Source organism: Caulobacter sp. GW822-FHT01G02, from assembly GCF_058802865.1.
In genome coordinates this window covers 679114-705393 of sequence record NZ_JBXAON010000002.1, presented here as the reverse complement: position 1 = coordinate 705393, position 26280 = coordinate 679114, and the positions used below count along the sequence as shown (strand labels likewise).

The 26280-nt window shown below is 67.5% G+C and carries 27 protein-coding genes; 12 read left to right on the top strand and 15 right to left on the bottom strand.

Translation table 11 applies throughout. The features are described 5' to 3' along the window. Window positions 1-39: 39 nt before the first annotated feature. On the top strand, window positions 40-1095 hold the full coding sequence (locus AC1RNC_RS08840) for an amino acid ABC transporter substrate-binding protein (protein ID WP_492885416.1): 1056 nt from the start codon (window positions 40-42) through the stop codon (window positions 1093-1095). Here AC1RNC_RS08840 and sseA read toward each other — a convergent pair. The 4 genes from sseA to AC1RNC_RS08820 all read right to left on the bottom strand — a co-directional run bounded on the left by sseA (window position 1092) and on the right by AC1RNC_RS08820 (window position 5838). Next, window positions 1092-1949, bottom strand: coding sequence for a 3-mercaptopyruvate sulfurtransferase (gene sseA, locus AC1RNC_RS08835; protein ID WP_492885414.1), 858 nt, complete (start codon window positions 1947-1949; stop codon window positions 1092-1094). The two genes, AC1RNC_RS08840 and sseA, sit on opposite strands and share 4 nt — an antisense overlap. Window positions 1950-1983: 34 nt before the next feature. Continuing rightward, window positions 1984-2982: a cysteine synthase A gene (locus AC1RNC_RS08830; protein WP_492885412.1), complete on the bottom strand. Its 999-nt coding sequence runs from the start codon at window positions 2980-2982 to the stop codon at window positions 1984-1986. A 148-nt stretch (window positions 2983-3130) separates the two neighbouring features. Further along, on the bottom strand, window positions 3131-4360 hold the full coding sequence (locus AC1RNC_RS08825) for a class I SAM-dependent methyltransferase (protein ID WP_492885410.1): 1230 nt from the start codon (window positions 4358-4360) through the stop codon (window positions 3131-3133). A gap of 47 nt (window positions 4361-4407) precedes the next feature. Then, a complete protein-coding gene (locus AC1RNC_RS08820; RefSeq protein ID WP_492885408.1) occupies window positions 4408-5838 on the bottom strand; it encodes a cryptochrome/photolyase family protein in 1431 nt (476 codons plus the stop codon). Between the two features lie 105 nt (window positions 5839-5943). Between AC1RNC_RS08820 and rfaD the strand changes: the two genes are divergently transcribed. The 4 genes from rfaD (at window position 5944) to AC1RNC_RS08800 (ending at window position 10899) form a co-directional block, all read left to right on the top strand. After that, a complete protein-coding gene (rfaD, locus tag AC1RNC_RS08815) occupies window positions 5944-6945 on the top strand; it encodes an ADP-glyceromanno-heptose 6-epimerase (protein ID WP_492885406.1) in 1002 nt (333 codons plus the stop codon). Between the two features lie 86 nt (window positions 6946-7031). Beyond that, entirely contained in the window at window positions 7032-8498 is a 1467-nt protein-coding gene (locus AC1RNC_RS08810; protein ID WP_492885404.1) for an OB-fold domain-containing protein, read from the top strand. A 9-nt stretch (window positions 8499-8507) separates the two neighbouring features. Beyond that, window positions 8508-9710: an acetyl-CoA acetyltransferase gene (locus AC1RNC_RS08805; RefSeq protein WP_492885402.1), complete on the top strand. Its 1203-nt coding sequence runs from the start codon at window positions 8508-8510 to the stop codon at window positions 9708-9710. Between the two features lie 46 nt (window positions 9711-9756). Beyond that, a complete protein-coding gene (locus tag AC1RNC_RS08800) occupies window positions 9757-10899 on the top strand; it encodes a DUF3089 domain-containing protein (protein WP_492885400.1) in 1143 nt (380 codons plus the stop codon). On the opposite strand, the gene AC1RNC_RS08795 is transcribed toward AC1RNC_RS08800, so the two are convergent. Both AC1RNC_RS08795 and AC1RNC_RS08790 read right to left on the bottom strand, forming a co-directional pair. Then, window positions 10864-11244, bottom strand: a complete 381-nt coding sequence (locus AC1RNC_RS08795; protein ID WP_492885398.1) for a DUF6285 domain-containing protein — start codon at window positions 11242-11244, stop codon at window positions 10864-10866. The genes AC1RNC_RS08800 and AC1RNC_RS08795 overlap by 36 nt on opposite strands. Beyond that, window positions 11241-12206 (bottom strand): phosphotransferase family protein, encoded by a 966-nt coding sequence (locus AC1RNC_RS08790; RefSeq protein ID WP_492885396.1) that lies wholly within the window; start codon window positions 12204-12206, stop codon window positions 11241-11243. The genes AC1RNC_RS08795 and AC1RNC_RS08790 overlap by 4 nt, the downstream gene beginning before the upstream one ends. 108 nt (window positions 12207-12314) lie before the next feature. Between AC1RNC_RS08790 and AC1RNC_RS08785 the strand changes: the two genes are divergently transcribed. Continuing rightward, complete coding sequence (locus tag AC1RNC_RS08785) at window positions 12315-13259, top strand: DUF808 domain-containing protein (RefSeq protein ID WP_492885394.1); 945 nt, start codon at window positions 12315-12317, stop codon at window positions 13257-13259. A 4-nt stretch (window positions 13260-13263) separates the two neighbouring features. Here the strand turns inward: AC1RNC_RS08785 and recG are convergent, their stop codons facing one another. The 5 genes from recG to tcyJ form a co-directional block, all read right to left on the bottom strand. Continuing rightward, complete coding sequence (gene recG, locus AC1RNC_RS08780; protein ID WP_492885392.1) at window positions 13264-15360, bottom strand: ATP-dependent DNA helicase RecG; 2097 nt, start codon at window positions 15358-15360, stop codon at window positions 13264-13266. A 40-nt stretch (window positions 15361-15400) separates the two neighbouring features. Next, entirely contained in the window at window positions 15401-15703 is a 303-nt protein-coding gene (locus AC1RNC_RS08775; protein ID WP_492839321.1) for a hypothetical protein, read from the bottom strand. 130 nt (window positions 15704-15833) lie between these two features. Further along, window positions 15834-16574 (bottom strand): amino acid ABC transporter ATP-binding protein, encoded by a 741-nt coding sequence (locus AC1RNC_RS08770; RefSeq protein ID WP_492885390.1) that lies wholly within the window; start codon window positions 16572-16574, stop codon window positions 15834-15836. After that, on the bottom strand, window positions 16571-17230 hold the full coding sequence (tcyL, locus tag AC1RNC_RS08765; RefSeq protein ID WP_492839317.1) for a cystine ABC transporter permease: 660 nt from the start codon (window positions 17228-17230) through the stop codon (window positions 16571-16573). Before tcyL ends, AC1RNC_RS08770 begins: the two co-directional genes overlap by 4 nt. 4 nt (window positions 17231-17234) lie before the next feature. Continuing rightward, window positions 17235-18020, bottom strand: coding sequence for a cystine ABC transporter substrate-binding protein (gene tcyJ, locus AC1RNC_RS08760; RefSeq protein ID WP_492885387.1), 786 nt, complete (start codon window positions 18018-18020; stop codon window positions 17235-17237). 162 nt (window positions 18021-18182) lie between these two features. On the opposite strand from tcyJ, the gene AC1RNC_RS08755 reads away from it, so the two are divergent. Further along, window positions 18183-19361 (top strand): M48 family metallopeptidase, encoded by a 1179-nt coding sequence (locus tag AC1RNC_RS08755; RefSeq protein ID WP_492885385.1) that lies wholly within the window; start codon window positions 18183-18185, stop codon window positions 19359-19361. 60 nt (window positions 19362-19421) lie between these two features. On the opposite strand, the gene AC1RNC_RS08750 is transcribed toward AC1RNC_RS08755, so the two are convergent. After that, window positions 19422-20537: a beta-ketoacyl-ACP synthase III gene (locus AC1RNC_RS08750; protein WP_492885383.1), complete on the bottom strand. Its 1116-nt coding sequence runs from the start codon at window positions 20535-20537 to the stop codon at window positions 19422-19424. Between the two features lie 235 nt (window positions 20538-20772). Here AC1RNC_RS08750 and AC1RNC_RS08745 point away from each other — a divergent pair, with 235 nt between their 5' ends. From AC1RNC_RS08745 to AC1RNC_RS08735, 3 genes are all read left to right on the top strand, one after another. Next, window positions 20773-21306 (top strand): porin family protein, encoded by a 534-nt coding sequence (locus tag AC1RNC_RS08745; RefSeq protein ID WP_492885382.1) that lies wholly within the window; start codon window positions 20773-20775, stop codon window positions 21304-21306. Window positions 21307-21449: 143 nt separating this feature from the next. Then, the gene (locus AC1RNC_RS08740; RefSeq protein ID WP_492885381.1) at window positions 21450-21833 is read left to right on the top strand and encodes a hypothetical protein; all 384 of its coding nucleotides are present in this window, start codon (window positions 21450-21452) and stop codon (window positions 21831-21833) included. Further along, window positions 21833-22753, top strand: coding sequence for a sterol desaturase family protein (locus AC1RNC_RS08735; protein ID WP_492885379.1), 921 nt, complete (start codon window positions 21833-21835; stop codon window positions 22751-22753). The genes AC1RNC_RS08740 and AC1RNC_RS08735 overlap by 1 nt, the downstream gene beginning before the upstream one ends. Here the strand turns inward: AC1RNC_RS08735 and AC1RNC_RS08730 are convergent. The 3 genes from AC1RNC_RS08730 to AC1RNC_RS08720 form a co-directional block, all read right to left on the bottom strand. Further along, window positions 22740-23195 carry a hypothetical protein gene (locus AC1RNC_RS08730; RefSeq protein WP_492885377.1) on the bottom strand — a complete coding sequence of 152 codons (456 nt, stop codon included), beginning with the start codon at window positions 23193-23195 and terminating at the stop codon, window positions 22740-22742. The two genes, AC1RNC_RS08735 and AC1RNC_RS08730, sit on opposite strands and share 14 nt — an antisense overlap. 134 nt (window positions 23196-23329) lie before the next feature. After that, a complete protein-coding gene (locus AC1RNC_RS08725; RefSeq protein ID WP_492839306.1) occupies window positions 23330-24310 on the bottom strand; it encodes an NUDIX hydrolase in 981 nt (326 codons plus the stop codon). Then, window positions 24307-24951, bottom strand: coding sequence for a YfbR-like 5'-deoxynucleotidase (locus tag AC1RNC_RS08720; RefSeq protein WP_492885374.1), 645 nt, complete (start codon window positions 24949-24951; stop codon window positions 24307-24309). The genes AC1RNC_RS08725 and AC1RNC_RS08720 overlap by 4 nt, the downstream gene beginning before the upstream one ends. Window positions 24952-25056: 105 nt before the next feature. Between AC1RNC_RS08720 and AC1RNC_RS08715 the strand changes: the two genes are divergently transcribed. Together AC1RNC_RS08715 and AC1RNC_RS08710 are read left to right on the top strand one after the other, a co-directional pair. Beyond that, the gene (locus AC1RNC_RS08715; RefSeq protein WP_492885372.1) at window positions 25057-25869 is read left to right on the top strand and encodes a universal stress protein; all 813 of its coding nucleotides are present in this window, start codon (window positions 25057-25059) and stop codon (window positions 25867-25869) included. Between the two features lie 33 nt (window positions 25870-25902). Further along, window positions 25903-26280, top strand: a complete 378-nt coding sequence (locus tag AC1RNC_RS08710) for a hypothetical protein (protein WP_492839303.1) — start codon at window positions 25903-25905, stop codon at window positions 26278-26280.

Here is a 26280-nt window from a genome sequence, read left to right as displayed (position 1 = left end):
GATCGGGTGTCGGTGCGTTTTGGCGTAGTGGTCTTATCGATGCTCGCGCTCGCGCTCGCGGGGTGCGGCCAGCGCAAACCCACGCCCGAGCCGCGTCCCGCCGAACAGGCGCCGCCGCTGGCCATCAAACCCGCCGCGCCCAGCAAGACCCTGAAGGCCATCAAGGCGCGCGGCGAGTTGCGTTGCGGGGTAAATCCCGAGTTGCCGGGCTTCGCCTTCCGGGACAATGGCGGACACTGGCGCGGCTTCAACGTCGATTTCTGCCGCGCCCTGGCCGCCGCCGTGCTCGGCAAGCCCGACAAGGTCACCTTCGTGCCGCTGGGCAACGAGGAGCGGATCACCGCTCTGCGCACCGGCAAGGTCGATGTCCTGTGGCGCAACACGTCCTGGACCTTCTCGCGCGACGCCGGCGACCAGCTGGACATGGCGGCGATCTCCTATTTCGACGGCCAGGGCTTTATGGTCCGCCGCAATCTGAACCTGACCAGCGCCGTCGAGCTGAACACGGCCAAGATCTGCGTCCAGACCGGCGCCACCTCGGCCCAGAACCTGGAGGACTTCTTCAGAGCGCGCGGCATCGCCTACACGGCCATGGTGTTCGACAGCGAGGAACAGGCCCGCGCCGCCTACCAGGCCGACAAGTGCGACGCCTTCACCTCCGACATCTCGGCGCTGGCGGCGGCGCGGTCGGTGCTGGACGATCCAGGCGCCCACGTGATCCTGCCCGACGCGATCTCCAAGGAACCGCTGGGACCGCTGGTGCGCCAGGACGATCCGGCCTGGACCGACATCGTCCGCTGGACCCTCTACGCCCTGGTTCTGGCCGAGGAGCACGGGGTGACCAAGGCCAACGCCAAGGACATGAAGGCCGGCGCAGATCCCGAGGCGCGGCGGCTGCTGGGCGAGGGCGGGTTCGGCGCCATGCTGGGCCTGGACGCCGACTGGGCCTACCGCGCGATTATCACGGGGGGAAGTTACGGCGAGATCTTCGACCGCGACATCGGCGGCGGTTCGGCCCTGAAGCTGGACCGAGGCCTCAACGCGCTGTGGAACGCGCCCAAGCCCGGCCTGCTGTACGCCCCGCCGATGCGCTAAGCCGCGGGGCCGGTGACCACCGGCGTGTCCGCCAGGCCGCCCCATTCCGTCCATGAGCCGTCATAGACCGCCGAACGCGGCTTGCCCAAACGCGCCAGGGCCAGGGCCACGACCGAGGCGGTGATGCCCGAGCCGCAGGTCGAGGTGATCGGCTTGTTGATGTCGACTCCCGCGGACTCGAACACCGTCTTCAATTTCTCGGCCGGCAGCATGGTCCCGTCGGCGGCCAGCAGGGCCGAGAGCGGGATGTTGCGGGCCCCGGGCATGTGGCCGCCGCGCAAGCCGGCGCGGGGCTCGGGGTCCTTGCCCTCGAAGCGGCCGGCGGCGCGGGCGTCGATGATCTGCTCGCGGCCGGTCGCGACGATCTCGCGCATCTGCTCCAGCGAGCGGTAGATGTCGGCCTGGTAGCGCGGGGTGAAGTGCCGTTCCTGCGGCATTGCCGGACCGTCCTCGACCGGGTGGCCCTCGGCGATCCACTTGGGCAGGCCGCCGTCCAGCACCACGACATCCTCGTGACCCATGGCGCGGAAGTGCCACCAGGCGCGGGCGGCCGGCAGGATGCCGCTGCTGTCGTAGACGACGATCCGCGAACCGTCGCCCAGGCCCAGCTTCCTGACCCGCGAGGCGAACTTCACCGCCGTCGGGATCATGTGCGGCAAGTCGGAGGTCTCGTCCGAGATGCCGTCGATGTCGAAGAAAACCGCGCCGGGGATGTGAGCGGCCAGGAACTCCTGGGCCGGATCGCGCTGGGCGGCGGGCATGTGCCACGAGGCGTCGACCACGCGCACGTCCGGCGCGTCGAGATGCTCGGCCAGCCAGGCGGTGGAGACCAGCGGATCGGACGGGATGGCCATGGGACGCCTCTTAGGATCAGACTCGGCGACGAGTTTACATCCAAGGCGGCGTCGGCAAGCCCTTTTCCTTCAGGAATTCGGGATTGAACAGCTTGGACTGGTAGCGCGAGCCGTGGTCGCACAGGATGGTCACGATGGTGTGGCCAGGACCCAGTTCGCGCGCCAGCTTGATCGCGCCGGCGATGTTGACGCCCGACGAGCCGCCCAGGCACAGACCCTCGTGCTGGACGAGATCGTACAGCACCTCCAGCATCTCCGCGTCGGTGACGCGGTAGGGGTGGTCGATGACCAGATCCTTCAGGTTGGCGGTGATGCGACCTTGGCCGATGCCCTCGCTGATCGAGGTTCCCTCCGATTTCAGCTCGCCGTCCTTGTACCAGGCGTACAGCGCCGCGCCGTAGGGGTCGGCCAGGCCGATCTTCACGCCGGGCTTGCGCTCGCGCAGGGCCTGAGCGACGCCGGCCAGGGTGCCGCCCGAGCCGACCGCGCAGATGAAGCCGTCGACCTCACCGCCCGTCTGCTCGAAGATTTCCGGGCCGGTCGTCCGGTAGTGGGCTTCGCGGTTGGCGACATTGTCGAACTGGTTGGCCCAAACAACTCCATTCCCTTCGGTTTTGGCGAGTTCCTCGGCCAACCGCCCGGAATAGCGGACATAGTTGTCGGGGTTGGAGTACGGGACGGCGTCGACCTCGACCAGTTCCGCGCCCAACAGGCGGATGGCGTCCTTCTTCTCCTGGCTCTGGGTGCGCGGGATGACGATCGTGGTCTTGTAGCCCAGCGCCGAGGCGACCATGGCCAGGCCAATGCCGGTGTTGCCGGCGGTGCCCTCCACGATGCGGCCGCCGGGTTTCAGCAGGCCCTTGGCCTCCGCGTCACGAATGATGCCCAAGGCCGCGCGGTCCTTGACCGACTGGCCGGGGTTCATGAACTCGGCTTTGCCCAGAATCTCGCAGCCGGTGGCCTCGCTGGCGTGGCGCAAGCGGATCAGCGGGGTGTTTCCGATCGCGTCTAGAACGCTGGGCAGGACGGTCATGCGGGGCCTTGGGAGGATCTTTCGGTTGGCTGGTAGATCGTGCCGCGAAAAGCCTGCGCAACCCTAGTTTTCCTGAAAGCGCCTCAGCGCCGACCGACAAACCTTAAGCTTGACCATGGTTTGACCTGATATCCACAAGCTGTGGATATCAGCTGCGGCTCAGGCCCAACTGAATGACATTGGTTCGTTCGGTCCGAAAGCCGGCCTCGCAGTAGCTGAGATAGAACCGCCACAGGCGCCGGAACCGTTCGTCGAAACCGTCCTTGCGGATGTCGCTCCAGGCGCCTTCGAACTGCCGCGCCCATTCGGCCAGGGTGTCGGCATAGTTCTGGCCGAAGCGCTTGAGATCGCTCCATTCCAGGCCCGCGCGCTCGGTCTCTTCCTTAAGGCGCGCCTCGCTGGGCAGCATGCCGCCCGGGAAGATGTAGCGCTGGATGAAGTCGGTGCGTCCGCGATAGCTGGCGAACAGCTCGTCGCGGATGGTGATGATCTGTAGGCCTGCGCGGCCTCCCGGTATCAGCACCTCGCGGATCTTGCCGAAATACGACGGCCAGTATTCCTCGCCGACCGCCTCGAACATCTCGATCGAGGCCACGGCGTCGAACCGACCCTGGACATCTCGGTAGTCGATCAGCTGGATGTCGGCCTTCTCGGACAGCCCCTGGTCGAACAGGCGCTTGCGGGCGAAGTCGTATTGGGCCTGGGAGATGGTGATGCCGGTGACCTTGGCGCCCACCTCCTTGGCGGCGAACTCGGCGAAGCCGCCCCAGCCGCAGCCGATCTCCAGCACGTGCTTGCCGGGCGAGAGGTCGATGGTCCGGGCGAGGGCCGCGTACTTGGCGGTCTGGGCCTCGGGCAGGGACTGGTTCGGGCGCTCATAGAGGGCCGAGGAATAGGTCATGCTGGGGTCCAGCCAGCGCGAATAGAACGCGTTGCCCAGGTCGTAGTGGGCGTGGATGTTCCGTCTCGAGCCGTCGCGGCTGTTGCGGTGAAACAGGTGATAGAGGGCGTTGACCATCCGCATCACCGGGTTGCCCTTGACCAGCGCCGACAGCCTGTCGAAGTTCAGCGAGAACGCCTCCAGCACCGTCGACAGGTCGGGTGTTTCCCATTCGCCCGCCATGAAGCCTTCGGCGAAGCCGATATCGCCGGACGAGAAGGCGCGGCGGATGAAGTTGTAGTCGTGGATCCGGATCGTGGCGTCCGGACCCGGCAGGCGGCCTCGGACGGTCAACGGCGCGCCGGTGGGCAGGATGAAGGTGACCGAACCGGTTTCCCAGTTCGTCGCCGCCACCCGCAGGGCGGCGCGAAAGGCGGCCGGGGCGGCCTTCAGGTCGGGGTGATTCCAGAGCGTCGTATCCAAGGCGGGGCCTCGCATCCGGTTGCGCGTTCATTAACGCCGTTAACGACCGGCTCGTAAACCCGTTACAGTCCGCGATAGGCCTCCATGGCTTTCTCGCGCGCCTGGGCGTGGTCGACGATTGGTCTAGAATAGAGACGTTTTGCGTCCGCCGGCAGATGCAGGGCCCGCTCCCATGGCTTGTGGATAACCTCGTCGGGAACGCCTTTCAGTTCGGGAACCCAGCGCCGGACATAGACCCCGCGCGGATCGAACTTCTCGCCTTGGGCGATGGGATTGAAGATCCGGAAGTAGGGCGAGGCGTCCGCGCCGCTGCCAGCCACCCACTGCCAGTTGCCGACATTGTTGGCCAGGTCGGCGTCCACCAGGGTGTCCCAGAACCAAGCCTCGCCCTCGCGCCAGTCGATCAGCAGATGCTTGATCAGGAACGAGGCGACGATCATGCGGACGCGGTTGTGCATGAAGCCGGTGACCCACAACTCGCGCATGCCGGCGTCGACGATCGGATAGCCGGTTTCGCCCTTGGTCCAGGCCTCGAAGAAGGCCGGGTTTGATTGCCACGGGAAGGCTTCGAATTCGGGCCGGAAGCTCCGGGTCGGCAGCCCTGGCCAATGGAACAGGATCGAATGGTTGAACTCGCGCCAACCGACTTCGGAGAGGAACTTCTCGATCTCGCCGTCGGGGGCGTCGCTATGCTCGGCGGCTTTGCGGGCGGCCAGCCAGATCTGGCGCGGGCCGATCTCGCCGAAGTGCAGGTGAGGCGACAGGCGGGAGGTCGCCTCGACGCCCGGCAGGTCGCGCTGCTTGCCGTAGCTATCGATCGGACCGGAAAGGAACGCGTTGAGTCGCTCCAGCGCGCCGGCCTCGCCAGGGGTCCAGAGATCGAAGCCCTTCGACCAGTCGGGCTTGGTCGGATGCAGGCTCCAGTCAGAGAGACTTTCGCTGCACGGGAAATGTTCGGGTGATTTCAGGTGTTTGGGCGCGGGTTCTACGGTGACGTGGCCAAGGTGCTCGCGCGCCGCCCGCCAATAGGGCGTGAAGACCTTGTAGGGCTGCTTGGCGCCGTTCCGCACTGTCCAGGGCTCGTTCAAAAGGCCGGCGTTGAAGCTCTGGCCATCGGCGCCGGCGTCCTTCAGGCGGGCTTTGATCGCGGTGTCGCGATCGATGCTGGCCTGGTCGTAGAGACGGTTCCACAGCACGCAGGTCGCGCCGGTACGGGCGAGCATGTCGTCCAGCACCTCGGCCGCCGCGCCCTTGCGAAGCACCAGCCTATTGCCAAGCTTATCAAGGCTTTCGGCCAGGATCCTCAGAGACTTGTCGAGCCACCACAGGGAGGCCGCGCCCCGGGGGCGGAGACCTGGCGTCTCGTCGAGAATGTAGAGCGGGATCACCGGCCGGCCGCTGTCCGCGGCATGGCGCAGGGCCGGATTGTCGGTTAATCGCAGGTCGTTGCGGAACCAGACGATGACGGGGTCCTGATCCGTGTCTTTCCGCACTTGCCTCACCCCGCCCGAAAGGTCACCTCTTGGGCGCCTGAAATCCCTGTCCGCTGGAAGAGTTGCCTTGAGTCAGCCGAAAGCCGTAGCCCAGAAATCAGCCCGATGAGCCGCCGTATCGTTCTGGTGACCGGCGGCGCCGGCTTCATCGGCTCCAACATCGTCGCGCGTCTGTGCGAGGATCCTGCCCTGGACGTGGTGGTCTGCGATCGCCTGCGCGACGCGGCCAGCGGCAAGTGGCGCAACATCGCCAAGCACCCGATCGCCGACTTCGTCGCGCCCGAGCAACTGTTCGACTGGCTGGCCAGGCGCGGCGCCGAGGTCGAACTGATCATCCACATGGGCGCGGTGTCGTCGACGACGGAGGCCGACGCCGACAAGATCGTGCAGTCCAACTTCGTGCTGTCGCGCGACCTGTGGGACTGGTGCGCGCAACACGGCAAGCGCCTGATCTACGCCTCGTCGGCGGCGACCTATGGGGATGGCTCGCTGGGCTTCGAGGGCAAGGACGATCTGGCCTCGCTGCAGGCCCTGCGACCGTTGAACGCCTATGGCTGGTCCAAGGCCCTGTTCGATATCTACGCCGTGCGCGAGGCCCATCGCGGTCATGCTCCGACCCAATGGGCGGGCCTGAAGTTCTTCAACGTCTATGGCCCCAACGAGGACCACAAGGACGGCATGAAGTCGGTCGTGGCCCAGATCTGGCCGCGCGTCGCCGCGGGCGAAGGGGTCAAGCTCTTCAAGTCGCACCACCCGGACTACGAAGACGGCGGCCAGCTGCGCGATTTCGTCTATGTCCGGGACGCCGTCGACGTGATCGCCTGGTTGTCCAGGAACCCGGCCGTCAACGGCGTCTTCAACCTGGGTTCGGGCCACGCGCGCTCGTTCCGGGATCTCGCCGTGGCCACCTTCGAGGCGGTGAACCGCGCGCCGGACATCACCTATATCGACATGCCCGAGGTGCTGCGCGGCAAGTACCAGTACTACACCCAGGCCGACATGAGCCGCCTGCGGGCGGCGGGCTACGACGCGCCGATGACTCCGTTGGAGGACGGCGTCGCCGACTATGTGGCGGGCTACCTGAATACCGACGACCCGTATCGCTGACGTCAGGGCACGGTTGCTGGCCGTGGCGACGAGCGTAGGCTGAGTCCCGAGATCGAGGCGCGAACCTCGACATCAGGGAGTTCGTCATGGCTGGCATCGCCGCCTGGGGCGCCTATGCGCCGCGTCTGCGTCTGAGCCGCAAGGCGGTGACCGAGGCCAATGCCTGGGTCGCCCCGAACCTGAAAGCCAAGGGCAAGGGCGAACGCTCGATGGCCAACTGGGACGAGGACGCCCTGACCATGGCGGTCGAGGCGGCCCGCGACGCCCTGGGGTCAAGCGACGACCGTTCCCACATCGACAGTCTCTACTTCGCCTCGACGACCGCGCCGTTCGCCGACCGGCTGAACGCGGGGATCGTCTCGGCGGCCCTGACCCTTGAGAAGTCGATCACCGCCAGCGACGTGACTGGTTCGCAGCGCTGCGGCCTGACGGCGCTGGGCCAGGCGCTGGCGAGCGGTGGAACCTCTCTGGTCACCGTCGGTGAACACCGCAAGACCCGCGCCGTCTCGGCCCAGGAACTGGACTTCGGCGACGGCGCGGCGGCCTTCGTGGTCACCGACGGCCCCGGCGCCGCCGAGCTGCTGGGACGGGGTTCGGTCACCGACGACTTCGTCGACCACTTCCGCGGCGACGACGGCGGATTCGACTATTACTGGGAAGAGCGTTGGATCCGAGACGAGGGTATCGTCAAGCTGGTCCCGCCGGCTGTTCGAACGGCGCTTGAGGTCGCTGGGATAAGCGCTTCTGAAGTCGATCATTTCTGCTTCCCGTCGACCTTTTCCGGCATGGCCGCGACCGTGGCCAAGGCCGTCGGAATCAGGCCCGAGGCCGTCCGCGACAACCTCGCCGCCGTGATGGGGGAAGCCGGCTGCGCGCACGGGCCGATCATGCTGGCCCACGCGCTGGAGGACGCCAAGGCGGGCGAGGTCATCCTTGTCGCCCAGTTCGGCCAAGGCGCCGAGGCGCTGGTGTTCCGCGCTACCGGCCAGGGCCAGCGCCCGGCGCGGGGCGTGACCGGCGCGCTGGCCGATCGAGAAGTCGAGACCAACTACCTGAAATTCCTGACCTTCAATGGACTCATTGAATGGGAAAAGGGCATGCGGGCCGAGAAGGACAACAAGACGGCCCTGACCACCCTCTACCGCAACGAGGACATGATCCTTGGCCTGGTCGGCGGCCGCTGTCGCGAGACCGGCGTCGTGCAATTCCCGCGCACGCGTATCTCGGTCGCGCCGAACAACCCCGCCGTCGACACCCAGGAGCCGTATCGCTTCGCCGAACGCCGCGCGAGTGTTCTCAGCTATTCGGCTGATTACCTTACCTTTTCCATGGCTCCGCCGAACCACTACGGCATGATCGTCTTCGAGGGCGGCGGGCGGATCATGATGGACATCACCGATGTCGCGCCTGGAGATGTCGAGACCGGCCTGCCGGTGCGGATGGTGTTCCGCATCAAGGAGGTCGACGAGAAGCGCGGCTTCGTCCGCTACTTCTGGAAGGCCACGCCGGATCGCGCCGCGCTGGCCGGCCGGACCGCTCAAGCCGCCGAATAGGAGTCAGACATGCCACAGGGTATCCGCGACAAGGTCGCCATCCTCGGGATGGGCTGCAGCAAGTTCGGCGAGCGCTGGGACGCCGGGCCCGATGACCTGATGGTCGAGGCCTATCTGGAGGCCATGCGGGACGCGGGCGTCGATCAGACCCAACTGGACGCGGCGTGGTTCTCGACGCACATCGACGAGATCGGCTCGGGCAAGGGCGGCACGCCGCTGTCGATCGCCCTGCGCCTGCCCAACATCGCCGTGACCCGGGTCGAGAACTTCTGCGCCTCGGGCTCGGAAGCCTTCCGCGGCGCGGTCTACGCCGTGGCGGCGGGGGCGGCTGACATCGCCCTGGCGGTCGGCGTCGAGAAGCTGAAGGACACCGGCTATGGCGGCCTGCCGGTCGCCAATCCCGGCACGCTCAGTCCGCAGGTGATGCCGAACGGTTCCGCCCCCGGCAACTTCGCCCAGCTGGCCAGCGCCTATCGCGCCAAGCACGGGGTCTCCAAGGACGACCTCAAGCGCGCCATCGCCCACGTCTCGGTCAAGAGCCACGCCAACGGCGCCAAGAACCCCAAGGCGCACCTGCGCAAGCCGATCACCGCCGAGCAGGCTTTGAACGCACCGATGATCGCCGAGCCTCTGGGTCTGTTCGACTGCTGCGGCGTCTCGGACGGCGCGGCGGCGGCGATCGTCACCACGCCCGAGATCGCGCGGGCGCTCGGCAAGCGCGATCTCGTCACCGTGAAGGCTCTGCAGCTGTCGGTCTCGAACGGCTACGAGAGCCAGTACAACGGCTGGGATGGCAGCCACTTCCACACCGCCCGCATCGCCGCGCGCAAGGCGTATAAGGAGGCCGGCATCGAGCGGCCGCGCGACCAGATCTCGATGATGGAGGTGCACGACTGCTTCTCGATCACCGAACTGGTGACGATGGAGGACCTGTTCATCTCGCCCGAAGGCCAAGGCTGGCGCGACGTGCTGGACGGCTTCTACGACGCCGACGGCGGCATACCCTGCCAGATCGATGGCGGCCTCAAGTGCTTCGGCCATCCGATCGGCGCCTCGGGCCTGCGGATGCTCTACGAGATGTATCTGCAATTGCAGGGCCGGGCAGGTGAGCGGCAACTGGCCAATCCGGTCTTCGGCATGACCCACAACCTGGGCGGCGCGCCGGCCAGCAACGTCTGCTCCGTGGCGATCATCGGTCAGGAAGGCGCGTAAGGAAAAGGGGCTTAAAGCCGCCTTGGCCTTGGTGTAACCCAGAGCCATGGGCGGTCCGTTCAAAGGCTTCAAACGCTGGATCTTCGCGGGGCTGGCGCTGTTCCTGGCGCTGTTCCTGACGGCCGCCTTCGTGTTTCGCTACGACATTCTCAGTAACGCCCTGGACCCCAAGGTGCCGTTCCTGACCTACCGTCCGCCGCCGGCCCCGGACTACGGCAAGTCCTCTTCCTGGGCGCTGCTGCCGGGCGCGGCCCAGGCCAACCGGCCGGTCGACATATTCTTCCTCCATCCGACCACCTTCGACGGCGGCCGCGACTGGAACGGCGGCATCGACCAGCCCAAGGCGCAACGGTTTCTGTCGCGGGTGGTGATCCCGAACTATGCCGGACCGTTCGACCGCGTGGGCCGGGTGTTCGCGCCGCGCTACCGCCAAGCCAGCCTCTACACCTATCTGACCCTGCGCGACGACGCCCGCGACGCGCGACGCTTCGCCTATGGCGACGTCAGACAGGCGTTCAAGACCTATCTGTCGCGCTATGGCGAGGCGCGGCCGTTCATCATCGTCGGGGTGGAGCAGGGCGGCTCTCTGGCCGCGCGGCTGTTGCGCGAGGAAGTCGCCGCCGACCCTGACCTCAAGCGCCGCCTGGTCGCCGCCTATCTGATCCAGACGGTTGCCCCCGCCGACGAATACGGGCCAAGGGCGCCGATCCCCGCCTGCGAACACAAGGGCGAGACCGGCTGCGTCGCGGCCTGGGCCTCGGCTCAGGAGGGGGACTTCCGCGCTGTCCAGGAACTGACCGGCCGCTCGCTGGTCTGGGACGGGACCGATCAGCTGGTCAATCTCGAGCACCGCACGCCGTTGTGCTTCAACCCGCTGCTGGGCGGGACCGGCCTGGAGCGCGCCCCGGCCAAGCTGAACCTCGGCGCGGCCAACGCCACCGGCCTGGACTGGGGCGCTCGGCCGCCCTTCCTGCAACGACAGGTCTCGGCGCGCTGCGAGAACGGCCTGCTGCGGACCAGCAAGCCCAAGTCCGGCGCGCTGCGCGACAGTGGTTCGTGGGCCGACCGGCGCAAGGTCGACGCGTTCAATCTGTTCTACGCCGACCTTGAGGCCGACGCCCTGGCGCGGTCGGCGACCATGGTCGGCCGCCCGCTAGCCGCCGTTCCTGCGGTCCCGCAGGGCCGCTAGGCCGCCGTAGCTCGGCTGGTCGATGGCGATCTGGCCGATCGCCGTGGCGCGCAGATGCGCGAGCAGGACTGGATCGAGCGGATTGAGCGCGCCCTCGCGCAGGGCTTCACAGAGTCTGGCATTGAGCGTGGCGAAGTCGCCGGCCTCACCCAGAAGGGCGCTAAGCCGGTGGACGGCCTCGGCCTCGAGTCTTGCGCCCTGTTCGGATTCGCGAGCCAGGGTGGCGCGGGCGTTGTCGGCGACGCGGGCCAGGAAGGCGTGACGGGCGTCGCGGGGAACGGCGGGCTCGGCCTCGAAGGCGGCGATGGCTTCGGACAGCTCGGCGGCGGTGGGATGGCTGATCATGTGGCCTCCATCAGGGCGACGAGGTCGATCTCGGTCTCGCTGGTGCGCCGGCCGATCATGGCGCGCTCGATCGAACGATCCTGGCCGCTGGCGAAGCTGGAATACATCATCAGGCACATGACGCCCCATTTCAGCGAGCCCAGGGCTTGCCAGAACCGCACCCGATCGAGCGAGATTCCGCCGCCATAGCCAGCCAGCAGGTCGGCATAGTCGCCGAAGCCGCCGACGGGCTTTCGCCATTCTCCGAAGCGCCAGGAATTGACGCAGATCCAGCCGAGGTCCTCGGCCGGGTCGCCCAGATGGGCCAGCTCCCAGTCGAGCACCCCGACCAGGCCGCCTGTTGGGTGGATCATCAGATTGCCGTTGCGAAAGTCGCCGTGGACCAGGACCGGCCGTTCGGGCGGCGGCGGGGCGATGGACTCAAGCCAGCGGAACGCCGCCTCCAGGATCGGCCGCCGGGCGCCCAGTTGGCGGTAAATCTCCTCGTAGCGCGCGAGTTCGCCTCGTGCGTCGGAGGTGGCCAGGTCTGGCAGGCCCTCGGTCGGCACGGCGTGGATCCTCGCCAGCACCTCGCCGCAGCGGCGAGCCAAGCCGGGCCGAACCCCGGCGAAGGCCTCGTCGCGGACGATCCGCCGTCCCAAGGTCTCGCCCTCCAGCCGGCGCATGACATAGGCCTCGCCAAGGCCGTCGCTGGGCGCGCAGACCCGGACCACGCGGGGCGTCGGCGCCCCGGCCTGTTCGGCCGCGCGGATCAGGGCGGCCTCGGAGGCCAGGGACAGGGCGGTCTCGCGCATCGCCGCGCCGTCCGGCCGCCTGCGCAGGATCAACGGTGTCCCATCGTCGAGATCGAAGGCCCAGGTTTCCAGGCTGGCCCCGCCCGACAGGCGACGGGCGTTCACGGCTCCGGTCGCGGTCGGCGACAGACGCGGGGCGAGGCGATCGAGAGCGGCGGCGACGTCCATGGAACGAGCTTCCAGGTTTCACCTTACGTCAGGCAAGAGCCTCGCGACTTTACGGCGAGCCCGGCGCGCCTTAGGCAACGAGGCTCAACCCTCTGCTCAGGATCTTCCATGCCCTCCGGTCTCGCCGCGCTGCTCGATGACGTCGCGGCCATCACCAAGCTCGCCGCCGCCTCGCTGGACGATGTCGGGACGGCCGCCGGGAAGGCGGGGACCAAGGCCGTGGGCGTGGTGGTCGACGACGCGGCGGTGACGCCGGGCTACGCCATGGGCTTCACGCCCGACCGCGAGCTGCCGATCGTCTGGAAGATCGCCGTCGGCTCTTTACGCAACAAGCTGATCTTCCTGCTGCCGGGCGCCCTTTTGCTATCGGCCTTCGCGCCCTGGGCGGTGACGCCGATCCTGATGGTCGGCGGATCCTATCTGGCCTTCGAGGCCACCGAGAAGATCCTGGAGGCGTTCACGCCCGAAGCCGAGGGCGAGGCGATCGAGGACCTGGCGCTCAGCGCCCCCGAACTGGAGAAACAGAAGGTCGACGGCGCGATCCGCACCGACCTGATCCTGTCCGGCGAGATCATGGCCATCGCCCTGGCCGAGGTCGCGCATCTGGGGCTGGCGATGCAGGCGGCGGCGCTGGCCATCGTCGGCGTGCTGCTGACGGTCGTCGTGTATGGCGCGGTGGCGCTGATCGTGAAGATGGACGACATGGGCCTGCACCTGTCGCGCCGCGAGACCAAGGGCGTGCGGAGCTTTGGCCGTGGCCTGGTCAAGGCCATGCCGGTGACCATGGAGGCGCTGACGGTGATCGGCACCGCGGCCATGCTGTGGGTCGGCGGCGGCATCATCGTCCACGGCCTCGAGAAGTTCCACCTGACCCCGATCCCGCACTGGGTCGAGGGCTTCTCGCATTGGGCGCACGGTGTCCCGGGCATCGGCGCGGTGACGGGCTGGCTGGCCTTCGCGTTGGGCTCGGCCGTGGTGGGTCTGGCGATCGGCAGCGTCCTGGCTGGTGTCATGCACCTCTGGCATCACCGCAAGGGCGCGGCGGCGCACTAGCCGCCTAGCCCGCCTCGTTCAGCGGCGAGGCCGGCTTCCAGTCGAACAGTTCCTGCATCGTCCGCAGGGCCTGGCCGCGCGGCGAGGCAAGGTCCGGGTCGCGGGCCAGGATCAGCCGGGCGTCGTCGGCGGCGACGGCGATCAGATCGCGATGCGCGACGGGGTCGGCCAGGCGATAGGCCGGGAAGCCGCTCTGCTTGAGCCCCAGCGGGTCGCCGCCGCCGCGCAGTTCCAGATCCTTCTCGGCGATCTCGAAACCGTCGTCGCTGCGGCGCAGGATGTCGAGGCGTTGCTGGGCCACTTCCGACAACGGCGGGTCGTAGAGCAGCACGCACGAACTCTCGCGCGTGCCCCGCCCGACGCGGCCGCGCAGCTGGTGCAATTGGGCCAGACCGAAGCGGTCGGCGTGCTCAATGACCATGATGCTGGCGTTGGGGACGTTGACCCCGACCTCGACCACCGTGGTGGCCACCAGCACGCTGACCTCGCCGTCGACGAAGCGCTGCATGACCGCGTCCTTCTCGGCGGCCGGCATCTGGCCGTGGACGAGGCCCACGCCAGGCAGGTGGCGGGCGAGGTCGGCGGCGCGGTCCTCGGCGGCGCGCAGCTCGATCTTGTCCGACTCCGACACCAGCGGGCAGATCCAGAACGCCTGGGCGCCGCCGGCGATGGCGCCGCGCAGGCGCTCAACGATCTCGGGCACGCGCGGGGTCGGCGCGGCGCGGGTGGCGACGGGCGTGCGGCCCGGTGGCTTCTCGTCGATGCGCGAGACGTCGAGGTCGCCGAACACCGTGAGCTCCAGCGTGCGCGGGATTGGCGTGGCCGACATGGCCAGCAGATGGACGCCCCAATCTTCATTGGAGGGGCCCTTGTCCTGCAGGCGACGGCGCTCGTTGACGCCGAAGCGATGCTGCTCGTCGATGATCGTCAGGGCCAGGCGGTCGAAGACGACGTCGTCCTGGAACAGGGCGTGGGTGCCGACGGCGACGTGGTGGGTTCCGTCCCCCAGGCCCAGAAGCTTGGCCGAACGGCTCGCGCCCTTGTCGCGGCCGGTCAGCAGGATCACCGACAGCCCAAGCGCCCGCAGCGGCGCGGCGATGGTCTCGAAGTGCTGGCGGGCCAGGATCTCGGTCGGAGCCATCAGGGCCGACTGGAAGCCGGCGCCGGCCGCGTCGGCCATGGCCAGCATCGCCACCACGGTCTTGCCCGAGCCGACGTCGCCCTGCAGCAGACGGCTCATGCGCTCGCCGGAAGCGAGGTCGCCGCGAATTTCCGAAAGAGATCGTATCTGGGCGCCGGTCAGCTTGAAGGGCAGGGCCTTCTCGGCCGCTTCCGACAGCGAGCCGGACGGGATGCGCGGACCGGGGCTCGCGCGGCGCGAGGCCTTGCGCTGGGCCAGAGCCAACTGGTGCGCCAGCAGTTCGTCATAGGCCAGGCGCCGGCGGGGCCTCGCCAGCGGCGACAGGTCCGCCTCGCTGGCGGGCGCGTGCATGGCGGCCAGGGCCTCTCGCCAGCCGGGCAGCTTTTCGCGCTCGCGCCAGGCCGCGTCCTGCCATTCGGGGAGGTCTGGCGCGCGACTCAAGGCTTCCAGGGCGAACTTGCGGAAGGTGCGCGAGGGCAGGCCGTGGGTCGCCGGATAGACGGTCTCGATTTCGGGAATGTCGCCGGCGCGCTCGGCGTCGACGATGTAGTCCGGGTGGGCGATCTGCAGTTCGGAGGCATAGCCGTCCGGTCGTTCGACCTTGCCGCTGACAGCGCGGTGCGCGCCCTTGGGGTGCTGGCGCTCCAGGTGTGGGCCGTGACCCTTGAACCAGATCAGGGTCAGGAAGCCCGTGCCGTCCCAGGCGCGAATCTTCCAGGGCTGGCCCAGGCGGCCTGGCGGCTGATGCTGATCGATGGTGACGATGAAGGTCTGGACCAGGCCGTCGACGGCCTGGTCGACCTTGGTCACCGAGCGGCGGATCAGACCCGTCGGCGCGGTGAACAGCACGTCGCGCACGATCGGGCCGGCCAGCTTCTCGACCAGCGGCGCGACGCGCGGGCCCACGCCCTTGAGCGTGGACACCGAGCTGAACAGGGGAAAGAGAATCTCCGGGCGCATTTGGCTGAACCATAGCCGGTCCCGCGCCCGGAGGCAGACCCTAGTCGGCCTGATTCATCACGGGCTGAAGCGCGATCACGAGATCGGAATATTCATCCGCCCGCGAGGCGCCCGAGACGTTCAGGCGCGTGTAGAGCCAAGTTGCGCCATGGCGGGCATAGGCTTCCGACCAGCGGGCCTTGGCGTCGATCAGGTTATTGGCCTCACCGGCGAAAACCACAGCGCCCTTGGCGTCGACATAGACGTAGTTACCGGCGATCGTGGTCGCAGGCTCGCCGTTCTCGGCCAGCTTGTAGCGATAGACGGCGCCCGAGGCGCCCTTGAGTTCGATATAAGGCTTCACGCTGTCCTCGCCATAAAAGCCACCCGGCGTAGGGCTTTGGTTTTGATCGTTAATCGCGCGCCTGAGCAGCGAGGCCGCCTACGCATTCGCCTGACGCGCTAGCAGGACGTGAAGCGTCCCGTGGGCCAAATTATGGCTGGAGGACACCCGACCTGGCCAGGAACTTGCGGGTCCGCTCTTCACGCGGGGAGGAAAGCAACTGACGGGAGGGTCCTTGCTCCACGATGACGCCGCCGTCCATGAAAATCGTCCGATCAGCGACATCTCGGGCGAAGTCCATCTGGTGGGTGACGATGACCATGGTCCGTTTTTCGACGGCCAGATCGCGGATCACGGTCAGCACCTCGCCGACCAGTTCGGGGTCGAGGGCCGAGGTCGGCTCGTCGAACAGGATGACCTCGGGATCCATGGCCAGAGCGCGGGCGATGGCGCAGCGCTGCTGCTGGCCGCCGGACAGGGCGGCGGGATAGGCGTCGGCGCGACCGCCCAGGCCGACCTTCTCCAGCAGGGCCAGACCGCGCGCGCGGGCCTTGGTTGGATCTTCCTTGCGGACGACCACCGGTCCCTCGATGACGTTTTCAAGCGCCGTCTTGTGCGGAAACAGATTGAAGCTCTGGAAGACGAAGCCGACCCGGCCGTTCAGGGCCTTGGCCAGGGGAACCTTGCCGCCGGCCGTGACGCCCGCGATGGTCAGATCGCCTCCGTTCAGGAGTTCCAGACCCGCGAGGCAGCGCAGCAGCGTGCTCTTGCCCGAGCCGCTGGGACCGATGATGGCGACGATCTCGCCGGGGACCACGGTCAGGTCTACGCCCGCCAGGACGGGGGTGTCGCCGAAGCTCTTCTTCAGGCCCTTGGCGTCGATCGCGCTCATCGGCGGCCCTCCGCGGCGCGGCGTTCCAACTGGCCCTGCACGGCCGCGAGCACGGTGGAGAGGATCCAGTAGATGGCCGCCGCGGCCAGGTACATGGTGAAGATCTCGTAGGTCCGGGCCGTGATCAGCTGAGCCTGGCGGAACAGCTCCGGCACCTGGATGGTGGCGGCCAGGGAGGTGTCCTTGACCAGGCCGATGAAACTGTTCGACAGCGGGGCGACGGCGGTGCGGGCGGCCTGGGGCAGTATCACCCGGCGCAGGGTCTGACCGCGGCTCATGCCCAGCACGCCGGCGGCTTCCCACTGACCCTTGTCGACGGCGTCGATAGCGCTGCGCAGGATCTCGCAGGAATAGGCCGCGACGTTCAGCGAGAAGCCGATTCCGGCGGCCGCCAGGGCGGGCATCTCGATCCCGAACTGCGGCAGGCCGTAGTAGATCAGAAACAGCTGCACCAGCAGCGGCGTGCCCCGGAAGGCCGAGACATACACCGCCGCCGGCCAGCGCAGCAGCGGCGAGCGCGACAGGCGCATCAGGGCCAGGCCAAAGCCCAGCACGACCCCGATCCCCATGCCGATGACGCTGAGCAGGACGGTGTAGCCGGCGCCCTTCAGCAGCAGGGGCGCGGACTGGCGCAGCAGATCCAGAGCTGTGTCCATGGCCCTAGTGCGTCACGTCCATGCCGAACCACCGCTGCGAGATCGCCGTCAGCTTGCCGCTGGCGCGCAGCGCCTCGATGGCCTGGTCGACAATAACCTTCAGAGCCGGATCCTTCTTCATCGCCACGCCCGAGCCCTGGGCCGCGAACGGCGGGCCCGAGGCGACGAATTCCGGTGAGCTCTTGACGAAGTCGGCGGCGACCAGGCGGTCGTTCAACACCGCGTCGATACGGCCGGCGCGCAGATCCTGGTACTTGGTGGGATCGTCGTCATAGGTGCGGATGTCGGCCTTGGGCACGTTGGTCCGCGCCCACTGCTCGTAGTTGGTTCCAAGGCCGACGCCGACCTTCTTGCCGGCCAGGTCCTCGGGCTTGTCCAGGCCCGGCTTGTCTCTGAGCTTGATGATCTGGATGCCCGAGACGGTGTAGGGTTCGGAGAAATCGTACTTGGCCTGGCGCTCGGGCGTGATGGTGATCTGGTTGATCACCACGTCGACGCGGCCCGATTCGAGCGCGCCCAAGAGGCCCGCGAACGGGGCGGGCCGGAAGTCGGGCTTCAGGCCCATCTGCGTGGCCAGGGCCTTGGCGAAGTCGACCTCGAAGCCAGCCAGCTGGCCGCTCTTGTCCTGGAAGTTGAACGGCGGATAGGTGCCTTCCAGGCCGATGCGCAGGGTCCCCGAGGCCTTGATCCTGTCCCAGGCGCTGGCACCAGCGTCCGGCTTTTTGCCACAGGCGGCGAGCAGAGCGAGGCCGAGACCGGAGAGGACGGCGCGGCGGGCAGGGAATCGCATCGGACGAACCTTTGGGCGAAACAATCCGTCGCAGTTCTATACGGGCGAGCGCGCTTCGCCAGCCCGAACATGGCGAAGCTCTTTCCACCTGACCGCGAATTAAGCTGACGCCTACGCGGACTCGGGGCTTGCTGCTTTAGTTCATCCCGGGGAGGGGAGATCATGGCTCAATTTGACCCGGCGGTCGCCACGGCCGCCTATCTGGCGCAGTTGCCGCCGGAAGCGCACGAAAAGGCGCAGCACTATACCCAGGGCGGTCACTGGCTAGTGTTGTGGGGCTTCGTCGTCTCGGTCCTGGCGGCCTGGATCATTATCCGCACCGGCGTGCTGACCAAGGTTGAGCAGGGCGTCGAGCGCAAGAAGGGACGGCCGCTCCTGGCCAGCTTCGTGGTCGCCGCCGTCTTCGTCGCTTTCAGCTGGCTGCTGGAGCTGCCCTGGTCGGTCTATTCGAACTGGTGGCGGCAGAAGCAGTACGGCCTGACCAGCCAGGCCTTCGGCGGCTGGCTGACCGAGAACCTGATGGGCACGGCGATCTCGATCGTGTTCACCGCGATCTTCCTGGCGCTGCTCTACGTGTTGATTCGCCGCGCGCGCCGTCTGTGGTGGCTGTGGGCCGGGGGCCTGACTGCGGGGTTCATCGTCTTCGGCATGCTGTTGGCCCCGATCTATATCGAGCCGCTGTTCAACAAATATAGTCCCGCGCCAGCCGGTCCCGTGCGTGACGAGGTCGTGGCCATGGCCAAGTCGGTCGGCATCCCGAGCGACAAGATCTTCGTGTACAACGGCTCCAAGCAGTCCAACGCCTATACCGCCAACGTCTCGGGCCTCGGCGGCTCGGCCCGGGTGGCGATGAGCGACGTGATGTTCAAGAAGGGCGCGGACATCGCCGAGGTGCGCGGCGTCGTCGGCCACGAGATGGGCCACTACGCCCACCAGCACAGCCTGTGGATCACCGGCATTTTCGCCGTGCTGGCGGTCATCGCTTTCTTCATCGTCGACCGGACGTTCCCGTGGTTCGCGCAAGCGCTGAACGCCAAGGGCGTGACGGGCGTCGCCGATCCGGCCGGCCTGCCGGTGCTGGCGGTGATCATGGCCGTGCTGGGCCTGATCGGCGGCCCGATCACCAACACCCTGGTGCGCGAGGTCGAGAGCGACGCCGACCGCTACAGCCTGGTGAACTTCAACGAGCCTGACGGCCTGGCCAAGGCCCTGGTCAAGACCATCGAATACCGCGCCGCCACGCCATCCAAGCTGGAAGAGGTGCTGTTCTACGACCACCCGGCGGTCAGCGTCCGCGTCCGCCGCGCCATGGACTGGAAGGCGACGCATCCGAAGCCCTGAGGCATGAAAAAGCCCCGCGCCACCGGGCGCGGGGCTCCATTCCGTTCGGGCTGTGTGGGCTCAGCGCTTGCGCACGAACACCGTGCCGGCCGAATAGCCGGCGCCGAAGCTGCAGATCAGGCCCGTCTCGCCCGCCGCGAAGTCGTCATTGGCCTGGTGGAAGGCGATGATCGAACCGGCCGAGCTGGTGTTGGCATATTCGTCCAGGATGATGACGTTCTCGCCCGGGGCCGGATCGCGGCCCAGCACTTTTCGACCGATCATCTCGTTCATGTTGATATTGGCTTGATGGAGCCAGAGGCGCTTTAGCCCCGCGGGGTCGATGCCGAGGTCGGTCGCGTGCTCGAGAATCATCTGGCTGACCATCGGCACCACCTCGCGGAACACCTTGCGGCCTTCCTGCACGAACAGCTTGTCGCGCGCGCCTTCGCCTTCAGGGGCGGCGCGGTTGAGGAAGCCGAAGTTGTTGCGGATGTTGTTGGAGAATTGGGTCTTCAGCCGCGCGCCCAGGATATCCCAGCCGTCGCTGGCCAGGCCGGCGTCCTCGATGATCACGGCCGTGGCCACGTCGCCGAAGATGAAGTGGCTGTCGCGGTCCTTGAAGTTCAGGTGGCCCGAGCAGATCTCCGGATTGACCATCAGCACGGCCTTCGCGCTGCCGGTCGTGACGAAGTCGGCGGCGGTCTTGATGCCGAAGGTGGCCGACGAGCACGCCACGTTCATGTCAAAGGCGAAGCCCTCGATGCCCAGCGCCTGCTGGATCTCGATGGCCATGGCCGGGTAGGGGCGCTGCATGTTCGAGGCGGCGCAGATCACCGCGCCGATCTCGCTGACCGGCTTGCCCCAGCGCTCGATCGCCTGCTTGGCCGCCTCGACCGCCATCTCGGCCAGGATCGACAGCGCCTCATTCGGACGCTCGGGAATGACCGGGCGCATGATCTCGGGATCGACGATGCCCGACTTGTTCATCACGAAGCGCGACTTGATGCCCGAGGCCTTCTCGATGAATTCGGGCGAGGACGGGGCCAGGGCGACCACCTCGCCGGCCGCGATGGCCTCGGCGTTGGCGGCGTTGAAGCGCTCGACGAAGGTGTTGAAGGCCTCGACCAGCTCGGCGTTCGAAATGGAAAAGGGCGGGGTGTACAGCCCCGTGGCGGCGATGACGGCTTGCGGCAAGACGACGGTCCCGATGATGCGCGGACCTCGTCCTTGGTGGGGCGGGTCCGCGTTCTGACGCTTGTTTGACTCGTAGATAGCACGGATGGCGCGGGCGTCATCAACTGCGGCTTTTAGGTCACGACACGGAATGGCCTCGAACGCGACCGTGAACCGCCGCATGCCCGCCGCGTTATCCGATTAGCAAGAGCTGGCTGAGGGTGCTGAAGACTACGAGTAGAATTGGAGTACAAGAATGAAGACTCTCATCACCGCCACCCTGATCGCCGGTTCGGTTCTAGCGATCCCGATGTTTGCCCAAGCTCAGAATTCGACCGAGGTCTATGGTTCGTTGAACTATGGCCAAACTCGGACGCGCGGCGCTGACACCGGCGCTATTCAAGGGCGTGTGGGCGCCAAGCTTACGCCCAATTTCGGTGTCGAGGCCGAGGCGGCCGGCGGCGTCGACGGCGATACGGTCTATACGCCGGGCGGTCCGGCCAGCGTGAAGATGGAGCACCAGGTCGCGGGCTACGCCGTCGGTTACCTGCCGGTGACCCCGAACCTCGATCTGCTGGCCCGCGCCGGCTACGGTACGACCAAGTTCAAGACCAACAATCCGGCCGCCGCGAACTTCGACGGCAGCCACGACAGCTGGAACTATGGCGTCGGCGCCGAATACAAGTTCGACGACAAGAACGGTCTACGCGCCGACTGGACCAAGTCTGAATATACCAAGAGCGATCTGAGCTCGAACACGATGTCGGTGGGCTACGTCCGCCGCTTCTAAGACCGAGCTGCCCTCGTGACTTTAAGGACGGCGCGCCTCTCGCGGGGCGCGCCGTTCGCGTTTCCGCGACCCCGTGACGACTTGACGGACGGGCCTCGCTCGGCAATCTGAACGGTAATAAGTTACGGGGGGATGCGTCGGTCTTGGACAAGGCGCTGTTGATTCAGCTGGGCGGCTCGATAGCCGCCGTGGCTCTGCTTGTGGCGTTCGCGGCATGGATGGGGGTGGCGAGAGCGACCCCGCCGCTTGATGCCGAGGCCGCCCGCGCCTTGGTGGCGCTCGAATTTCCCGATCACAAGCCAGACGCTGTCTGGATCGCCGCCGACGGCGCGGGGATCATTGCGCGCGAGGGCGATCTGGCGCTGGTGCTCTACCGGCGAGGCGACAGCTATGTCGCGCGCGACCTGCCGTGGCGCGCGATCGCCGGCCTGAAGCCGACGAACGGTCGCCTGGCCCTGCGCCTGGGCGACGCCCATCCCGTGTTCGCCGTCAATGACGACGCCTGGCCGCCGAAGGAGCTCGCCTGATGCTGAAAGCCCCTTTCGATCCCGTCCAGTTGGCCATCCCGTTCTTCGTGCTGGCCATCATCCTGGAGATCCTGGTCGGCCGCCTCGGCAAGGCGAAAGCCAACTACGAGACGCGTGACACGGCCGTGTCGCTGACCATGGGCTTGGGCAGCACCGTGGCCGGCCTGCTGTTCGGCGGGGTGGTGTTCGCCACGACGGTCTGGGTCTGGCATCACCGGATCTTCACGATCCCGATGACCGCCGTCTGGGCCTGGGTCGCTGTCTTCCTGCTCGAGGACCTGACCTACTACTGGTTCCACCGCCTGTCGCATGAGCGGCGCGTCTGGTGGGCCAGCCACGTCAACCACCACACCTCGACGCACTACAACTTGTCGACCGCTCTGCGGCAGACCTGGACCGGCGGCGTCGCCGGCACCTGGCTGCTGTGGCTGCCGCTGTCGTTCCTGGGCTTTCCTCCGGCCATGGTGGCCATCCAGAAGGGCGTCAGCCTCGTCTACCAGTTCTGGATCCACACCGAGGCGATCAAGCGCATGCCGCGTTGGTTTGAGGCGGTGTTCAACACGCCCTCGCACCACCGCGTGCACCACGCCCGCAACGCCCGCTACCTGGACGCCAACTACGCCGGCATCCTGATCATCTGGGACCGCCTGTTCGGCACCTTCGTCCCCGAGATCGACGAGGAGCCCTGCCGTTATGGCACGGTGAAAAACCTCGGCAACTTCAACCTGTTGCACAACGTCTTCCACGAGTGGATCGGCATCGGCAAGGACGTGGCGGGTTCGAAATCGCCACGCGAGGCGCTCGGTTATGTGTTCGGCCCGCCCGGCTGGAGCCCCGACGGTTCGCGCGACACCTCCCACACGCTGAAGGCCAAGTGGCGGGCGCGAGTTGAGGCTGGGGACGAGTCTAGCGGACGGTGATGTCGACCGCGATCTGACGCACCGCGCCGTCCGGCGAGGATCCTTGCAACACCATCCTGTCGTGGCCGGTATATCCTGCGGCGGCGGTGTAGAAGGCCTGATTGCCGGGAACCTTGCGGTTGTTGCAGGCCGAGCGTGGATTGGCCGGGGGGAAGGCGGCGAAGTAGGGCTCTTCCTTGACCACGGCCGCGCCGTGCTCCGGCGGTTGCAGGACGGTCAGGGTCGCGCCGGGCTGGTGGGCCGAGCAGTCCGGATCGATGGCGGTGTTGGCCCACACCCGGATCGGCGTGCTGCCGACGGTCGCCTTCTCGACGCGCAGTTTCTCATAGCCTGACGTCTTGTGAGCGGGCGCCACGGTCACCTCGAAACGCCGGGTCTGGGCGAGGGCGCTGGTCGCGATCGCGACGCCGGCGCAGGTCAGCATCAATAGTCCAAACCGCATGTCGCTCATCCCGCGATAATGAAGTCGGACCGACGCTGAACCCGGCTTATTACAGCAAGATTGCAGCCCTGAGTGGGCTGCAGGCGCATGCGCGTTCCTGGCCGTCGACCTTGTCCTGCTTCTCGAAGCGGTCTTCAGTCCCGCAACAGCGGCAGCGACAGGCCCGTCGCCTGGCGGGTGGCCAGCATCTCGCGGCGGAAGCGGAACAGCTCGGCCGGGCGACCGCCGGTCTCGGCGTCCAGGCGGCCCAGGCCCTCGACCAACTCCTCGCGCTCGACCACCCGGCGGAAGTTCTGCTTGTGCAGCGGCACGCCGGCGATGGCCTCGACCGTGCGCTGCAGAGTCGAGAGGGTGAACTCCTCGGGCGTCAGTTCGAACACCACCGGGCGATACTTGATCTTGCCGCGCAGGCGCGAGAGGCCGGTGGCCAGGATCCGCCGGTGATCCGAGATCATCGGCTCGCCCAGGGCCGCTGACAGAGCTTGGGGCTCGGCCGGGTCGTGGCCGTCGGCGCGGGCGACGTCGCGGGCGGCTTCCGGCGCCAGACCGGCTTCGTAGAGCAGCTCGTAGCGCTCCAGCACCCGTTCCTCGTTCCACGGCGCGCCGTCCAGGGCGAAGGCCAGGCGAGCGCGGGACCACCGTCCGGCGTCATCCGCGGCCCAGCGTCTAAGGGCTGGGGCGATGGCCTCGTCAAGCAGGGCGGGACGGCCGTTGCGCCAGTCTTCCCAGGGGAAGAAGCGCGTCCAGGGGGCCCAGGCGGTGTCGGGGGCGTCGGTGTCGACGGCCTTGGGCGTCAGGCCCAGATAACCGACCGAGACCACGCGCGCCGCGCCGGCCCCGACCTCGGCGCGCGGGGCGTCGCGGCCCTTGTCGCCGAAGGTGTAAAGTTGCTCGACATAGCCCAGCTGGAACCGGGTCTGGGCGGTCACGAAGGCCCGCAGGCCCAACTCGAAGGTGCGGTGCGCCTCGGGATCGAACGGGCCGAACGGCAGGCCCGCGAGCGGCGAAGCGATATCGGTGATCGCATCGTGCGGTCGCACGGTCAGGACCACGGCCTCGCCGTCGCGGATCGCGACGACCACCGCCGAAAGGCCGATGACGACCGAGGTGCTCATTCCGTTTCGAACGCCGCGCCTGGGGCGCTCTCGAAGCCCGCCGCCCGCGACAGCACGTGAAAGCGCTGAACGTAGCGGGCCTGGGCCTCGAACGGCGGTTGCGGCGTGATCTTCAGATCATAGCCGGCCGGCGGCGCGCCGAAGATCGCCATGGACTCCGCATGCTCGAAGCCCGCCAACTGGGTGGCCTCGAAGAAGGCGCAGGCTCGGTCGGCCTGCTTGATCAGTTTCTTGATCGGGGCGGGGGTCTTCACCGGCAAGCCGAAGCGGATGTGGATCGCGTCCTCCAATCGGGCCTCGAAATCCTTGTAGCTGACGCCCAGCGCCGCCTTGAACGGACTGATCATATCGCCGATCACATATTCGCTGGCGTCGTGCAGCAGGGCGGCCAGGCGCCAGCGCGGCTCCAGGTCAGGCTTGATGTGCGCGGCGATTTCCTCGACCACCAGGCTGTGCTGGGCCACCGAGAAGCCGTGGTCGCCGACCGTCTGGCCGTTCCATCGGGCGACGCGGGCAAGGCCGTGGGCGATGTCCTCGATCTCGATGTCCATCGGCGACGGATCGAGCAGGTCGAGCCGACGTCCGGAAAGCATTCTTTGCCAGGCACGGGGCGGTCCGCCCCTATGCAGCCCTTTGGCCACGAGATCGTTCCTCACGGTGAAGGTGGTTGACTGACCCATCGGTTGCGAAAGATCAATGTGGCCGTCGTCGTCATCTGTGGAAATGCCCTTGAAGGGAGTTCGATCATGAGTTGGGCGAGAATCATGGTCCCGCTGGCCGGGACCCCGAACGACAAGGGCGTATTGACCTCCGCCGCGGCCCTGGCGGGCGCGTTCCAGGCCGAACTGGCCTGCGTCCACGCCCCGGCCGACATGGCCGACCTGATGCCCTGGATGGGCGAGGGGTTCATGGGCGGGGTGCAGGTCACGGCTCTCGAGAGCCTGAAGGAAGCCGCCCAGGAAGGCGCGCGCGCCTGTGGCAAGCTGGCGGCCGAGACCGGCTATCCGCGCACGCGGGTGATCAGCCTGGAGTCTCCGGTCTGGGCCGGCCTAGCCATGGAAGGCCGCCTGTCGGATGTCATCGTGTTCGATGACGCCTCGGCGCGCGGCAAGGGCCCGCTGGCGGAAGCGTTCCAGCAACTGGTCGCCGACGAGCAGCGCCCGACCCTGGTCGCCCGTCCGGGCTTCAAGGTCGACGGCGTGGCGCTGGTCGCCTGGGACGGCGGCAAGGAGGCCAGCCGCGCCGTGCGCACGGCCCTGCCGCTGTTGCAGAAGGCTGGTTCGGTGATCGTCGCCGGCGCGCCGAACGCCTCGTCGCGGGCCTTCGAACTGGACCGTCTGGTCGAGTTCCTGGGCGCCCGCGGCGTCAAGGCGACCGTCAAGATCCTGGAGGGCGCCAACGACGCGGCCGGCCTGCTGCTGGGCGCGGCCAAGGACGTTGGAGCGAACCTCCTGGTCGCCGGCGCGTTCGGACATCCCAGGCTGCAGGAGTTCATATTCGGGGGCACCACCCGTACGCTGCTCAACAGCGACGGGCCGTCCTTGTTTCTGTCTCACTAAACAACTGAAACTCAAAAAGAAGGGAGACCTCGAATGTCTCTATCCCGCATCGTACTGCGCCTTGCCCGCAATCCGGGCACGGAATTCGCCGGTGGCGACGACCATCGCGGCTACGCCCTGACCGCGCCGCTGACCGAGGATGGTCACATCGACGAAGGGGCCTACGCCAAGGTCAAGGGGTCCTGCAGCGTGCGCCGCTTCGCACCTGACGAGGACGCGGTGGACGGCCGCCTGAATAGGCGCGGGGCCCGCTGGTTCTTCGACTATGACGACCAGGAGAGCTCCGACGACGAGCCGCTGCACCGCTTGGGCGAACACCGCTTCGCCCTGGGCGAGTACGTCACAGTCACCGACGAGGACGGTCGTCCGCTGACCTACAAGGTGATGGAGGTCGCGCCCGTAGCGCAGTAG